Source organism: Actinocorallia sp. B10E7, from assembly GCF_039871655.1.
In the GTDB taxonomy this organism is placed as follows: domain Bacteria; phylum Actinomycetota; class Actinomycetes; order Streptosporangiales; family Streptosporangiaceae; genus Actinocorallia.
This window is the reverse complement of record NZ_JBDPLZ010000007.1, coordinates 224,427-238,124: the sequence shown is the minus strand read 5'-3', so window position 1 is coordinate 238,124 and position 13,698 is coordinate 224,427. Positions and strand designations below refer to the sequence as shown.

The following is a 13,698-nucleotide window of genomic DNA, read 5'->3' as shown; positions in this document are numbered from 1 at the left end:
TTTACCACCTCAGGGGGAGAAGGGCCTGCGTCGTCGTGTTAGGTCATGTTTTCATAACGGTAGAGTACATACTGGTATGGTCCGGACTAGACCGGTTCAAGGGAAGGACGCCATGCCCACGCGGATGAGGCACGAGATCGGCGAGCAGCCGGAGGCGCTGCGCAGGACCATCGGCTCCCTGGTCCCCCGGATCGGGGAGCTGGAGAGGCTGGCCGCCCGGACCCGCCAGGTGCTGTTCATCGCCCGGGGCTCCTCCGACAACGCGGCCGTCTACGGCCGCTACCTGGTGGAGGCCCGCGCGGGGCGGCTCGCCACCCTCGCGGCGCCCTCCATCGCGACGACCTACCGCGGCAGGATCGACCTGGACGGGGTGCTCGCGGTGGCGATCAGCCAGTCCGGCCGGACCGAGGAGATCGTCCAGACGCTGGCCTGGGCGAAGGACTGCGGGGCGCGGACCGTCGCGGTGACCAACGGGCGGGGCTCCCCGCTGGCGGAGGCCGCGGACGCGGCGCTGATCACCGAGGCCGGCGAGGAGCTGGCGGTTCCGGCGACCAAGACCTACACCACCCAGCTGGCCGCGCTGTCGGTCCTGGGGGCGGCCCTGGGCGCGGACGTCGACCTCGCCGACCTGGTCCGCGTCCCGGACGAGGTCGAGCGTCTGATCGAGGCCACCGAGGCGGCCGAGGCGCTGCCCCGGATCGTCGAGGAGCTGTCCGGGGTGCGGGGCGTCGTCGTCTCGGCGCGAGGACTGGCCTTCGGCACCGCGCTGGAGCTGGCCCTCAAGCTCAAGGAGGCGTGCTACCTGCACGCGATGGGCCTGTCCTACGCCGATCTTCTGCACGGGCCCATGGCGGTCGTGGACGAGACCACTCCGGCGCTCGTGCTGGGCGTGGAGGGCAGCCCGGTCCTGGAGGGCACGGCCGCGCTGGCGGCCCGGGTGACGAGGGCGGGCGCCCGCGCCTACGGGATCGGCGGCGGGCCGGTGCTGGCGGGGGCGTGCTCCCTGGCCCTGCCGGGGCCGGAGCTCCCGGAGTGGACGGCCCCGCTGGCCCTGGTGGTCCCGGGTCAAGTGATGGTCGAGAGATTGGCCGGTCGACTTGGGATTAATCCGGACGTACCCCGTGGTTTGAATAAAGTGACCCAAACGGGTGCATAGTCTGATTTACCACTCTGCAACTTTCCTGCTGTTCCGGCCGGCCGCAGCTCGGCTCTCTGGAACAATCCACCCCAGAAGGAGGATCATGGCTGAGCGTCTGGTGAAAGTCGAGTCGATGGTCGGCCTGCACTCCCGGCCGGCGGCGGAGTTCGTGAGGGCTGCCGCCCAGTGTCCGGTCGAGGTCAGTGTGGGGCGTTACACGGGCGAGCTGGTGAACGCCAAGAGCATCCTGGCGGTCCTGGCCCTGGACGCCCGTCCGGGCGAGCACCTGCGGCTGCGCGCCGAGGGCGAGGGGGCCGAGGAGATCCTGGACCGCCTGGCGAGCCTGTTCGCGCAGTTCTCGGAGACGAATGCGTGAGCTCTTCGGCACGGGAGTCAGCCCCGGCGTAGGCGTCGGCCCCGTCCGCGTCATGAGCGGCGCGGTGCCCGAGCCTCCCGCCGACCACTTCTCCGGTGACCCCGCAGCGGAGACGGAACGCGCCCTGGAGGCGCTGGAGTCCGTCGGACGGGAGCTGGACGCCCGCGCGAAGGCGGCCGGAGGCGAGGCCGGGGACGTGCTGGCGGCCCAGGCGATGATGGCCCGCGACCCCGACCTGGCCGGCGAGGTCAGGGTGGGCATCTCCGCGGGGCTCACCGCGGCCCGTGCCGTGTACGAGTCGTTCGGCTTCTACCGGGAGCTGATCTCCGGCGCCGGCGACTACATGTCCGCCCGGGTGAGCGACCTGGACGACGTGAGGGACCGGGCGGTGGCCCGGCTGATGTCGCTCTCCGTCCCCGGGATGCCCGAGGCCGACGAGCCGTACGTGCTGATCACCCAGGATCTGGCCCCGGCCGACCTGGCCCTGCTCGATCCGCGCCGGGTCGTGGCGTTCGTGACCGAGGAGGGCGGCCCGATCGGGCACACCGCGATCCTCGCCCGCGCCATGGGCATCCCCGCGATCGTCTCCTGCCCCGGCGTGCTGGAGCTGAAGGACGGCGCGCACGTCCTGGTCGACGGGGCGTCCGGACGGCTGACCGTCGACCCCGAGGAGGACCAGGTCCTGCGGGCGAGGGCCGCCGAACGCGCCCGCGCCGAGGCCGTCGGCAGCGCCACCGGCCCCGGCCGCACCAAGGACGGCCACCCGGTCCCGCTGCTGGCCAACATCGGCGGCCCCCGGGACATCGACCGCGCCCTGGCCAGCGGAGCCGAAGGCGTGGGGCTCTTCCGCAGCGAGTACCTCTTCCTCGACCAGGCGGTCCCCCTCACCGAGGAGCAGCAGATCGCCTCCTACCGCGAGGTGCTGAAGGCGTTCCCGCGCGTCGTCGTACGGGTCCTGGACGCGGGTGCGGACAAGCCCCTGCCCTTCCTGCCCCCCGCCGCGGTCGAACCCAACCCGGCGCTGGGCGAACGCGGGCTGCGCCTGCTGCGCCGACACCCCCACGTGCTCCGCGCCCAGCTCCGCGCGCTGGCGAAGGCGGCCGAAGGCCTCCCCTCGGACCGGCTGCGCGTCATGGCGCCGATGGTCACCGACGCCGAGGAGGCGCGGATCTTCACCGAGGCCTGCAGGGCCGAGGGCATCACCCAGGCGGGCATCATGATCGAGGTCCCCGCCGCCGCCATCCGCGCCCGCGACATCGCCGACGAGGTCGACTTCTTCAGCCTCGGCACCAACGATCTGGCCCAGTACGTCTTCGCGGTGGACCGCCAGGTCACCAGCCTCACCCGCCTCCAGGATCCGTGGCGTCCGGCCCTCCTGGACCTCATGGCCCTGGCCGCCACCGCCGCGATCGGCGCGGGCAAGGGCTGCGGCGTCTGCGGCGAGGCCGCGGCCGACCCGGTCATGGCCTGTGTGCTGGCCGGCCTGGGCGTGACGAGCCTGTCGATGAGCGCGCCCTCCCTGCCCCTGGTCCGCGCGGCCCTGGCCGCCCACACCCTGGCCGAGTGCCGGGCGGCGGCCGAGGCGGCCCGGGCCGCCCGCACCGCCTCCCAGGCCCGCGCGGCGGCGCGCGCCGCGCTTCCCGCCCTGGAGACGCTCGGCCTGTGACCCGCTCCGGCGGGCGGACGCCCCGCGCCGGCGCGGATCAGCCCTTCCCGATCTCCTGGTCCGCCTTGGCCCAGAGCCAGCCCGCGTAGGCGTGCAGGCCCTCACCCATCCGGCGGTCCATCTTCCCGTCGAGGGCCCGGACGTAGTTGCCCTCCAGCAGCGCGGCCAGGCGGAAGCACGCCAGGACCTGGAACCACCGGAAGCGCGAGACGTCCCTGCCGGTCAGCTCGGCGTAGCGGGCGACGAGCTCGGCCCGTCCGGGCATGCCGTCCCAGGGCCGCATGTACGGGTCGCTGCCCGGAGGGTCGCCCTCTTCGCGCCAGGCGGTGAGGATCCAGGCGAGGTCCAGGAGCGGGTCTCCCAGGGCCGCCATCTCCCAGTCCACGATCCCGGCGATCCTCGGGGCGTCGTGGGCGAACATCACGTTCGCGAACTGGAAGTCCCCGTGGACGATGCCGATGCGCGCGGTGGACGGCGGGTTCGCCCGCAACCACTCTCCGACCCGGACGACGGCTGGGGACTCGTTCCGGCGGTACTCGGCGTTCTCGCGGTAGCCCTCGAGCAGCTTCAGGTACCGGGGGGTCTGGCGCCCCACCCAGTCTTCGGTCCGGCTGAGGCCGGTGAGTCCGACCTCGTCGGGGTCCACCGCCGCCAGCCGGGCGGCCGAGGCGATCAGGTCGAACGCCACCGCGCGGCGCCAGCCGGGATCGGTGGCGTAGCCGCCGGGCAGCGGTCCCCTCGGCAGGAAGCCGTCGATCTTCTCCATGACGGAGAACGGCGCTCCGATGACGGAGTCGTCCATGCAGGTGGCGTACAGGCGGGGGTGGGGGACGTCCGTGCCGGCCAGCGCGGTCAGGACGCGGCTCTCCCGGGGGAGGGAGGTGGCCGAGCCGTCGCCGGAGTACCGTCCGGGACGGCGCAGCACCAGTTCGGTGCCGTCCGCCCGGCGCATCACGAAGAGCAGGTTCTGCGCGCCTCCCGTCAGCCGGGTGAGGGACCCGACCGGGCCGTCGCCGGGCAGGCCGGAGAGCCCGGGCCACCGGTTGAGGCGGTCGAGGTCGACGGCTTGTTCGGCGGAGCCCATCACACTTCCTCCATCTTCTTCAGCCGGTCGGCGTACTTGAGGCGGGCGGCCTCCAGCCGGGTGGGGATGTGGTACGAGCCGAAGAGCCTGTCCTCGGCGGGTTCGGCGTGCTGGAGCAGCAGCCGCGCGACGACGTCCTTGTGGGCCTCGGTGGGGCCGTCGGCGATGCCGAGCGTCGGGCCGCTCTGCCACAGGCGCATCAGCGGCAGCTCGTTGGAGACGCCGAGGGCGCCGTGGATGTGGACGGTCCGGTAGACGATGTCGACGAGGGTTTCGGGCGTGGCCGCCTTGACCGCAGAGATGTGCAGGCGTGCGGCCCGGGCGTGCTCGCGCTCGCCGGTGGCGGCGGCCCGGTCGACCTGCCAGGCCGCGTGCAGCACCTGCAGCCGGAACTGCTCCAGCTGGATCCAGGAGTCGGCGAGCTGCTGCCGGACCGCCTGCTGGTCGGACAGGGGCCCGCCGCGGGTCCGGCGGCTGACGATGCGCTCGCTCATCATCTCCAGGGCGCGCCTGCACTGGCCGACCGCGCGCATCGCGTGGTGCAGACGCCCCCCGCCGAGGCGGGTCTGGGCGATGGCGAAGCCCGTACCGGGCTCGCCGAGCAGGTTCTCCGCGGGGACGCGGCAGCCGGTGAACCGCAGGTAGCCGTGCCCGCCCTCGCCGAGGGGCTCGCCGGCCAGGCCGGTGCCGCGCACCTGCTCCATGCCCGGGGTGCCGCGGGGGATGAGGAACATCGACGAGCCCCTGTGCACCGGGACGTCGGGGTCGGTGACGACCATGGCGATGACGAAGGCCGCGTAGGGGTAGTTGGACGCGAACCACTTCTCGCCGTCGATCACCCACTCGTCCCCGTCGCGGACCGCCCGGCAGGTGAAGCCGCCGGGGTCGGCGCCGCCGGTCGGCTCGGTCATCGCGTACGTGGAGACGATGCGGCCGTCCAGCAGCGGTTCCAGGAACCGGCGGCGCTGCTCCTCGGTTCCGTAGTGCGCCAGGATCTCGGCGTTGCCCGAGTCCGGCGCCTGGGTGCCGAACACCATGGGCGCCCACATGCACCGGCCCAGGATCTCGTTGAGCAGGGCGAGTCCGACCTGGCCCATCCCCATGCCGCCGAGCTCCGGGGACAGGTGCGCGGCCCACAGCCCCTGCTCCTTCACCCGGGCCTGGAGCGGGCGGATGATCTCCCGGAAGACCCGGCTCTCCCGGTCATAGGGCTCGGTGGTCCCGGGGAACAGCAGGTCGATCGGCTCGATCTCCTCCCGCACGAACCGGTCGGCCCAGTCCAGCCTGGCCTGGAAGTCGGGTTCGGTACTGAAGTCCCACATGCGGCCTCCTCCCGTCAAGAATGATGTTCGAAACTTAGCAGAACGCCATTCTCAAATCTAGGAAGCCTGCTCTGCCCGAGGTCGGCCCGGAATGCGACAGCCCGGCCGGAATCCCGGGCCGGGCTGAGAAAAGCGAAGGCGTGAGCGGACGAAGCCGGTCAGCGGGAAGCGGGAACCATGCCCGCGAGCAGGAAGGAGACGAGATGCCCGAGGTCGGCCTCGTCGGGCGTCTCGCCCTTGAACAGGTGGTACTGCATGCCGGCGAGCGCGGCTCCCGCCACGGCCCTGGCCGTCCGCGCCGGATCATCGGCCCCCAGCTCCGTGACGGGCCCCGTGAACAGGCCGGCGAGGGACTCGACGAGCGCCACGGACATGTGCCTGCTCCCCGCCGACATGCTGGTGGCGTTGCCCAGGACCGCCCGGGTCTGGGTCGCGAGCCCCTCGTCGGAGGCCTGCTTCATGACCGCCGTCACCCCGGCCCGGAGTCGCTCGCCCGCCCCCTCGGCGGTCGACATCCGATGCCTGACATAACTGACGACCGCCCGCGCCCCCTGCTCGACGATCGCCTCGACGAGCGCGTCCTTCCCCGCGAAATACCGGTAGAACGAGTCGTTGGACAGCCCCGCGGCAGCCACGATGTCCGCGACCCGGGGCCTTCGCTCTCCGCCCCCGGCGACCATCAGCGCCAGCCCGGCATCCATGAGCGCCTGCACATCCGCCTGCGCCGACTCCTCCACGGAGGCCAGCCGCCTGCGGACCGCCCTCTCGGCGAGCGTCCCCTCGCCCCTGCCGTCGGCACCGTTCTGTGAAGACATGTCCGAATCGTATTCCAATCCGGAAGAACGCCCTTCTCGGTTCCGCCCATCGACCTTCTCGCAGGGCTCCCCGGTGGCGTGCCCGCCCGCCGGAGCGGCGGTGGTCAGACGAGGTCGGGGAGTTCCTGGGTGGCGTACCACATGAGCTCGTGGCCCTCGGCGCCGTCGACGGTGAACTGGGCGTCGGGGTCGCCCTGGTCGGCGGCGCCCAGGGCCTTGGCGGCGGCGAGGATGTCGGGGGCGGCCTCGGGGTCGTCGACGTGGGCGGAGACGACCTTCTTCAGAGGCAGGGGGTCGCGGAGGCGGACCTCGGCGCGGTCGGTCTCGCCCAGGTTCTCGTAGCCGCCCTCGTAGGCGACGGAGCCGTCGGGGACCTCGGCGGCCAGGACGACGCGCCGGGGCGGCGTCTCGGGGGAGCCCGCCAGGACGCGGAGGCTGGCGCGGGCCGCGGACAGCATGGCGGCGTACTCCAGCTCCTCGGTGTCGCCGTCGGCGTACCACTCGCGCAGGGCCGGGGTGACCGCGTAGGCGTGGTGGACGTGCAGCTCGCCGTCGGCCAGGGCCTGGGCCAGAAGCGGCAGGGTGGAGGGCAGGTAGACGCGCATCCACTCAGTGTGACACGGAGGCCTCCCCGCCGGTGACCGGCGGGGAGAGGGTCACAGCTCCACTTCCAGGAGGCCGGAGAGGGCGACGCGGGTCTTCTCGGGCTCGGTGTGGTGCAGGCCGACCATGCCGACGCTCTCGGCGGCCTCGATGTTGGCCTCGATGTCGTCGATGAACACGCACTGGGAGGCCTCCAGGCCGAGGACCTCCAGGGCGTGGTGGAAGATCTCGGGCGACGGCTTGCGCATGCGGACCTCGCCGGAGATGACGATGGCGTCGAACAGGTCGGTCCAGCGCTCGCGCGGGTAGGTGTTGCCCCAGGAGTTGGACAGCAGCGCCGTGCGGAAACCGCCCGTGCGGCACCTGTGGATGACGTCGTACATCGAGTCGACGGGTGCGAACTCGGCGAACATGCGGTCCAGGAGGCCGTCGGGGGAGACGGGCCCGCCGTCGACGAGCCTGAGCTCGGCGGCGAGGAGCCGTTCGAACTCGGCGGGCTCCAGCGAGCCGTCCTCGAGCCGGTGGATGAGGTTCTCGGCGGAGCCGCCCGTGTAGGCGGCGGTGAACCAGGAGCGCATGGTCTCCCGGTAGGTGGAGGCGTCGATGCGCTCCAGGGTCAGCCACTTGCGCGTGGCCTCGGCGAGGGGTTCGGTCAGCACACCGCCCCAGTCGGTGATCACGCCGCGGAGGGTCATGCCCGCATCGTACGGGCAACCCTTGTAAGTGACCTCTGACGGGGTCTGCGACACTGTGGCACATGGACTTCGAACTGAGCCCGAAGGCGCGTGAATACCTGGCCGACCTGCAGGAGTTCATGGACTCCCACGTGTATCCGGCCGAGAAGGCCTACCACGAGTGGAGGGCCGTCAACGATCCGCACCAGCTGCCGCCGATCGTCGAGGAGCTCAAGGCCGAGGCCCGCAAGCGCGGCTTGTGGAACCTCTTCCTGCCGGACATCGGCGGACTGAGCAACGTGGAGTACGCCACCCTCGCCGAGCTCACCGGACGCAGCCCCGACATCGCCCCCGAGGCGCTCAACTGCCAGGCGCCGGACACCGGCAACATGGAAGTCCTGCACATGTTCGGCACCGAGGAGCAGAAGAAGACCTGGCTGGAGCCGCTGCTGAACGGCGAGATCCGCTCGGCGTTCGCGATGACCGAGCCGGACGTCGCCTCCTCCGACGCCACCAACATCACCACGAGCATCGTCCGCGAGGGCGACGAGTACGTCATCAACGGGCGCAAGTGGTGGATCACCGGTGCCGCCGACGAGCGCTGCAAGATCTTCATCGTCATGGGCAAGACCGACCCGGACGCCCCGATCCACCGCCAGCAGTCCCAGGTCCTGGTGCCCCGGGACACGCCGGGCTTCACCGTCGTGCGGGACCTGCCGGTGTTCGGCCGCCACGACCAGCACGGCCACTGCGAACTGCGGTTCGAGAACGTCCGGGTTCCGGTCTCCAACCTCATCGCCCAGGAGGGCGACGGGTTCATGATCTCCCAGGCCCGGCTGGGGCCCGGCCGCATCCACCACGCGATGCGGGCGCTCGGCATGGCCGAGCGGGCGCTGGAGCTGATGTGCAGGCGGGCCGCCGAGCGCGTGGCGTTCGGCAAGCCCCTGGCCTCCCAGGGTGTGGTGCAGCAGCAGATCGCCGAGTCGCGCATGGCGATCGAGCAGGCCCGGCTGCTCACCCTCAAGACCGCGTGGCTGATCGACAGGCACGGCGCCAAGGGGGCCCGGACGGAGATCGCGGCGATCAAGGTGATCGTGCCGCGGGTGGCGTTCGAGGTACTGGACAGGGCGATCCAGGTCCACGGCGGTGCGGGCGTCAGCGACGACACCCCGCTCGCCGCCATGTACACCTGGGTCAGGGCGATGCGGATCTTCGACGGTCCGGACGAGGTGCACGTCCGCACGGTGGCCCGTCAGGAGCTGAGGCCGTACCTCTCCTGAGCGCCTTCGAGCAGCAGGAGCGCCTCGCGCACCGCGCCGCCGGCCTCTTCCAGGGCGTCGGCGGCGCGGGCCGGGGTCACGTCGGCGAGCAGGGTGATGAGCGCGACACGGGTGTCGCCGCCGGCCTCGGCCAGGGCGTGTTCACAGGTGCGGGCGTCGAGGCCGGTGGCCTCCACGAGGATGCGGACCAGTCGGCGGCGCAGCTTGGAGTTGAGCGCGTTCACGCTGACCATGAGGTTGGAGTAGGTCCGGCCGAGCCGGATCATGACGGTCGTGGAGAAGGCGTTGAGCACCATCTTGGTGGCGGTGCCCGCCTTCATCCGGGTGGAGCCGCTGATCACCTCGGGCCCGGTGGCCAACCCGACGTGCACGTCCACCTCGCGGCCGAACCACGACGACGGGTTGGCCGAGATGAGCCCGGTGGAGGCCCCCACCGACGCGGCGTGGCGCAGCGCGCCCACGACGTAGGGCGTGGTGCCGCTGGCGGCGATGCCGATGACGAGGTCCCCCGCGCGGACGCTCTCGGCGTCGCGCGCGCCGAGCGAGACGTCGTCCTCGACCCCCTCCACCGCGGCGGACAGGGCCTCGGAGCCGCCCGCGTGGTGGGCGACGACCCACTCCGGCGGCGTTCCGTACGTGGGCGGGAGCTCGGCCGCGTCGATGAAGCCGAGCCGGCCGGACGTCCCGGCGCCGAAATAGTGCACGCGCCGTCCCCGGCGCAGCGCCTCGACGGCGAGGTCGGCGAGTTCGGCGACCTGGGGCAGTACCTCGGCCACCGCCAGGGGGACCTGCTCGTCCTCCTTGTTGATGCGGCGCAGGACCTCGATGGTGGGCAGGGCGTCGACGTCGAGCGTGCGCGGGTTGCGCTGCTCGGTGGGCAGATCGATGGGCAGGTCGCCGCTCATCGCCTCTTCCTCTCTGGCCGGACACTGCGGCCGTGCACTGCGGTGTAGGTGGCCTCCAGGGCCTCCCTGGTGGGCTCGTAGGTCTTGCGCGCGACGCCGACGAAGACGCAGTCGATCACGGTGAGCTGGGCGAGCCTGCTGGCGGTCGCGCCGGAACGGAACGTCGTCTCGCGGGCGGCGGTGGTCAGGACGAGGTCGGCCAGGTCCGCGATGGGCGACTTGGGGAAGTTGGTGAGGGCGACGGTGGTGGCTCCCCTTCCCGCGGCGACGGCGAGCGCGTCGAGCGTTTCGACGGTGGTTCCGCTGTGGGAGATACCGACCGCCACGTCTCCGGGCTGGAGAACCGCCGCACTCGTCAGCATGATGTGGGCGTCGGACCACGCGTACGAGGTGTGCCCGATGCGGTGCAGCTTCTGCTGAAAGTCCAGCGCGACGAAGGCACTGGCGCCCACTCCATAGACGTCGACGCGACGGGCGGCCACGACCATGTCGATCACTCGTGCCAGGGTCTTCAGGTCCAGTTGTGCCGCGGTCTCCTCCACCGCCCGGGCATCGGCGAAGGTGACCTTCTCAACGACATCCTCAAGAGTGTCATCGGGCCCGATATCACTGCCTACCACCCGGCCCCCGGAGGCGGACTGGGCGCGTCCGGCCTCGGTGGCGAGCGTCAACCGAAGTTCCGGGTATCCGGTGAAGCCGATAGCGCGGCAGAACCGGATGACGGTCGTCTCCGAGGTCCCGCACGCCTGGGCCAGCTCCGTGATGGTGGAGGCCGCGACCCCCTCGGGGTCGTCCACCACGCGCTGGGCCACACGCCGCTCCGCCGGTGGGAGGGAGGGCAGCAGTGACCGGACCCGGACCACCGTGCTCAGTGGAGGTGCTGCGTGTCCCGCCGTGTCTTGACCTTCGGGTTTCCTCATGGAAGAAAGTTTCTTACAAGGGGTTTGTCACGTCAACGTCAAAGTTTCTACGGACGTGATCTGACCACCGATTCGGTCACCCCCAACGACATCCCCGGCCCCTACGTGATCGGCGTCGACGCCGGCGGCACCCATACCCGTTGTGCCCTGGCCACACTCGACGGAACTGTCATCGGCACGGGCACCGGACCCGGCGCCAACCCCAACTCCGGCGGCGACCCGGAGAGCGCCCTGTACACCGCGCTGCGCGAGGCCACCGAGGGGATAGACCGCTCCGGCGTGGCCGGCGGCGTCTTCGGCATCGCGGGCGCGGGCGCCGCCGGACGCCCCCTGCTGCTCTCGGCCTCCCGCAAGGCCTGGAAGGCGCTCGGCATGAGAGGGGAGCCGGAGGTCTTCACCGACATCGCCATCAACTTCGCCTCGGGAACGGCGGCCTCCTGCGGGATCGTGGTCTTCGCGGGCACCGGGGCGGGCGCCGCGGTCATCCAGGACGGCGAGATCCTCCGGCGCGCCGACGGCTACGGCTACCTGCTGGGCGACGAGGGCTCGGCCGTATGGATCGGCAAGCGCGGCGCCAAGGCGGCGCTGTCGGCCATGGACGGCAGGGGCGCGCCCACCGTGCTGGCCGAGACGATCCCGCGGGCGCTGCTGGGCTCTGAGGTCCTGGCCGACCTCATGCCGCGCCGGCTGGTGCTGGCCGGGAGCGGCCAGGAGCCCGCGGCGGAGCCGCCCCGCCCGTACTCGCCGCTGCTCTCCCAGGCGATCGTCAAGGAGGTCTACGGGCGCCCTCCGGCCGCGATCGGACGGCTCGGGCCGGTGGTCAGCGAGGCGGCGGAGGCCGGGGACGAGGTGGCCCAGAAGATCGTCGAGGAGGCGGCGGACTGGCTGCTGACGGACGTCGACGCCGTCCGCCACTCGCTGCCGGAGCCGGACACACCGGCGGCGCCCGTGGTCATGGCGGGCTCGGTCCTGAGCCGGGGCCCGGTCGCCAGGCTGGTCAGGGAGGGTCTGCGGGAGCGGTTCGGAGACGAGCCGAGCCCGGCCGGCGACGGTGCGGCCGGGGCCGCCCGCATGGCCATCCGCAGGCTGGCCGCCTGAACCGGGAGCTCCGCCGGGCGGCCATCCGGCCGCCCGGCCGCGGCCCGGACCAGGGGAGACCAGGGCGAGGACAGGTTAGGGAAAGGCCGGGTTCGTTCGGCGTGTGACGGGGCCGGTGCAGGGACGGTGTGGCGCTACCCTCGCCGCCTATGGGGGTACGAATCATCGCGCTGGTCCTCGGTGGGACTCTGCTGGCCGGATGCTCCGCCACGGGCGGCAGGAGCGAGCAGGCCGCAGTGCCGACCGCGCCGGGCGCCGCGGGCACGCCGCAGGAGAGCACACAGCAGACGGGGGTGCTCGCCGCCGAACTGCTGCAGGGCATGAGTGTGCGGGAGAAGGTCGGCCAGCTGTTCATGCCGACGGTCCGCGACGCCGCCGACGGGAAGCGGATCGCCAAGAAGTACAAGGTCGGCGGCTTCATCTACTTCCCCGGGAACCTGGGCAGCCCGCAGGCGGCGGCGAAGTTGTCGAACGGCCTGCAGTCGGCTTCCAGGGTGCCGCTGCTCATCGGGGTGGACGAGGAGACCGGGCTGGTCACCCGCGCGAAGTTCGCCACCGACTTCCCCGGGGCGATGGCGCTGGCCGCCACCGGGAACACCGACCTGGCCCGCGCGGCGACGGCCGCGACGGGCGCCGAGCTGCGTGCGGCCGGCGTCAACCTGAACTTCGCGCCCGTCGCCGACGTGAACGTCAATCCCGACAACCCGGTGATCGGCGTGCGCTCCTTCGGCGCGGACCCCGCGCTGGCCGGGCGGATGGTCACCGCCTCGATCGAGGGCTACCGCTCGGCGGGCGTGGCCGCGGTGGCCAAGCACTTCCCCGGGCACGGCGACACGGACGTCGACAGCCACACCGGCCTGCCGGTGATCGAGAACTCCCGGCAGAAGTGGCAGGAGGTGCACGCTCCGCCGTTCCAGTCGGCCATCGCCGCCGGAGTCGACGCGATCATGAGCGGGCACCTGGTCGTCCCGGCCCTCGACCCCTCCCGGAAGCCGGCCACCATGTCCAAGAAGGTGCTCACCGAACTGCTGCGCGGGCAGCTCGGCTTCCAGGGCGTGATCGTCACCGACTCGCTGAGCATGGCCGGGGCCAAGGTGCCCGGCGGCGCTCCGGAGGCGGCGGTGCGGTCGCTCCTGGCCGGGGCGGACCTGCTGCTCATGCCGCCGGACCTGGACGCGGCCTACGCCAAGGTGCTCAAGGCGGTCGAGAGCGGCAGGGTCCCGGCGGCCCGGCTCGACGAGGCGGTCACCCGGATCCTCCGGCTCAAGGAGAACCGCGGGCTGTTCACCGACGTCCGGGCCGATCCGGCCGCGGCGGCCCGGGCGGTCAGCGCCGAGCACCGCCGGACGGCGCAGGAGGTGGCGACGAGCGCGGTGACGGTGGTGCGCAACAAGGACGGCGCCCTGCCGCTGAAGGGCTCCGTCTACGTCGAGGGCCCGGAGCAGACGAAGATCGCCGCGGCGCTCCGCAAGGAGGGCGTCCAGATCGCCGGGGAGCAGAAGGCCAAGACGCATGTCATCGTCGTGACGACGGCGAGCGCGGGCACCCGGGACTACCTGAAGAGCCTCGCGAAGGGCCACAAGGTGGTCTACGTCGCGATCGCCAGCCCGTACGCGCTGCGGTACGGCGGGTCCGCGCACGCCATGGCGGCCACCTACTCCGGCAGCGCGGCCTCGCTGCGCGGGCTGGCCCGGGTGCTGACGGGCAAGACCCCGCCGAAGGGGCGGCTGCCGGTCTCCCTTCCCGGCGGCGCCCCGATGGGGAGCGGGTTGACCGACCCCCTGTGATCTGTTGTGATCTCCGCCGGATCCTTGACT

The 13,698-nt window shown here is 72.2% G+C and carries 13 protein-coding genes; 6 read left to right on the top strand and 7 right to left on the bottom strand.

The features are described 5' to 3' along the window. The first annotated feature begins 112 nt into the window (after positions 1-112). From ABGB12_RS24925 to ptsP, 3 genes are all read left to right on the top strand, one after another. Positions 113-1,156: an SIS domain-containing protein gene (locus tag ABGB12_RS24925; protein ID WP_347681863.1), complete on the top strand. Its 1,044-nt coding sequence runs from the start codon at positions 113-115 to the stop codon at positions 1,154-1,156. 85 nt (positions 1,157-1,241) lie between these two features. Next, positions 1,242-1,514, top strand: coding sequence for an HPr family phosphocarrier protein (locus tag ABGB12_RS24920; protein WP_347681862.1), 273 nt, complete (start codon positions 1,242-1,244; stop codon positions 1,512-1,514). Continuing rightward, the gene (ptsP, locus tag ABGB12_RS24915; RefSeq protein ID WP_347681861.1) at positions 1,507-3,180 is read left to right on the top strand and encodes a phosphoenolpyruvate--protein phosphotransferase; all 1,674 of its coding nucleotides are present in this window, start codon (positions 1,507-1,509) and stop codon (positions 3,178-3,180) included. Before ABGB12_RS24920 ends, ptsP begins: the two co-directional genes overlap by 8 nt. A gap of 37 nt (positions 3,181-3,217) precedes the next feature. Here ptsP and ABGB12_RS24910 read toward each other — a convergent pair whose 3' ends face one another. The 5 genes from ABGB12_RS24910 to ABGB12_RS24890 all read right to left on the bottom strand — a co-directional run bounded on the left by ABGB12_RS24910 (position 3,218) and on the right by ABGB12_RS24890 (position 7,699). Then, on the bottom strand, positions 3,218-4,264 hold the full coding sequence (locus ABGB12_RS24910; protein WP_347681860.1) for a phosphotransferase family protein: 1,047 nt from the start codon (positions 4,262-4,264) through the stop codon (positions 3,218-3,220). Then, positions 4,264-5,586: an acyl-CoA dehydrogenase family protein gene (locus ABGB12_RS24905; RefSeq protein ID WP_347681859.1), complete on the bottom strand. Its 1,323-nt coding sequence runs from the start codon at positions 5,584-5,586 to the stop codon at positions 4,264-4,266. Before ABGB12_RS24905 ends, ABGB12_RS24910 begins: the two co-directional genes overlap by 1 nt. A gap of 158 nt (positions 5,587-5,744) precedes the next feature. Continuing rightward, on the bottom strand, positions 5,745-6,401 hold the full coding sequence (locus ABGB12_RS24900; protein WP_347681858.1) for a TetR/AcrR family transcriptional regulator: 657 nt from the start codon (positions 6,399-6,401) through the stop codon (positions 5,745-5,747). A gap of 104 nt (positions 6,402-6,505) precedes the next feature. Beyond that, complete coding sequence (locus tag ABGB12_RS24895; protein WP_347681857.1) at positions 6,506-7,006, bottom strand: hypothetical protein; 501 nt, start codon at positions 7,004-7,006, stop codon at positions 6,506-6,508. A 51-nt stretch (positions 7,007-7,057) separates the two neighbouring features. Continuing rightward, positions 7,058-7,699, bottom strand: a complete 642-nt coding sequence (locus ABGB12_RS24890) for an HAD family phosphatase (RefSeq protein ID WP_347681856.1) — start codon at positions 7,697-7,699, stop codon at positions 7,058-7,060. 62 nt (positions 7,700-7,761) lie between these two features. Between ABGB12_RS24890 and ABGB12_RS24885 the strand changes: the two genes are divergently transcribed. After that, positions 7,762-8,958, top strand: coding sequence for an acyl-CoA dehydrogenase family protein (locus tag ABGB12_RS24885; protein ID WP_347681855.1), 1,197 nt, complete (start codon positions 7,762-7,764; stop codon positions 8,956-8,958). Here ABGB12_RS24885 and murQ read toward each other — a convergent pair. Both murQ and ABGB12_RS24875 read right to left on the bottom strand, forming a co-directional pair. Next, complete coding sequence (gene murQ / locus ABGB12_RS24880; RefSeq protein ID WP_347681854.1) at positions 8,931-9,863, bottom strand: N-acetylmuramic acid 6-phosphate etherase; 933 nt, start codon at positions 9,861-9,863, stop codon at positions 8,931-8,933. The genes ABGB12_RS24885 and murQ overlap by 28 nt on opposite strands. Then, positions 9,860-10,783: a MurR/RpiR family transcriptional regulator gene (locus ABGB12_RS24875; protein WP_347681853.1), complete on the bottom strand. Its 924-nt coding sequence runs from the start codon at positions 10,781-10,783 to the stop codon at positions 9,860-9,862. Before ABGB12_RS24875 ends, murQ begins: the two co-directional genes overlap by 4 nt. A 24-nt stretch (positions 10,784-10,807) precedes the next feature. Here ABGB12_RS24875 and ABGB12_RS24870 point away from each other — a divergent pair, with 24 nt between their 5' ends. Further along, entirely contained in the window at positions 10,808-11,881 is a 1,074-nt protein-coding gene (locus ABGB12_RS24870; protein ID WP_347681852.1) for a BadF/BadG/BcrA/BcrD ATPase family protein, read from the top strand. Between the two features lie 149 nt (positions 11,882-12,030). Further along, positions 12,031-13,668, top strand: coding sequence for a glycoside hydrolase family 3 protein (locus ABGB12_RS24865; protein ID WP_347681851.1), 1,638 nt, complete (start codon positions 12,031-12,033; stop codon positions 13,666-13,668). The last annotated feature ends 30 nt before the right edge of the window (positions 13,669-13,698 follow it).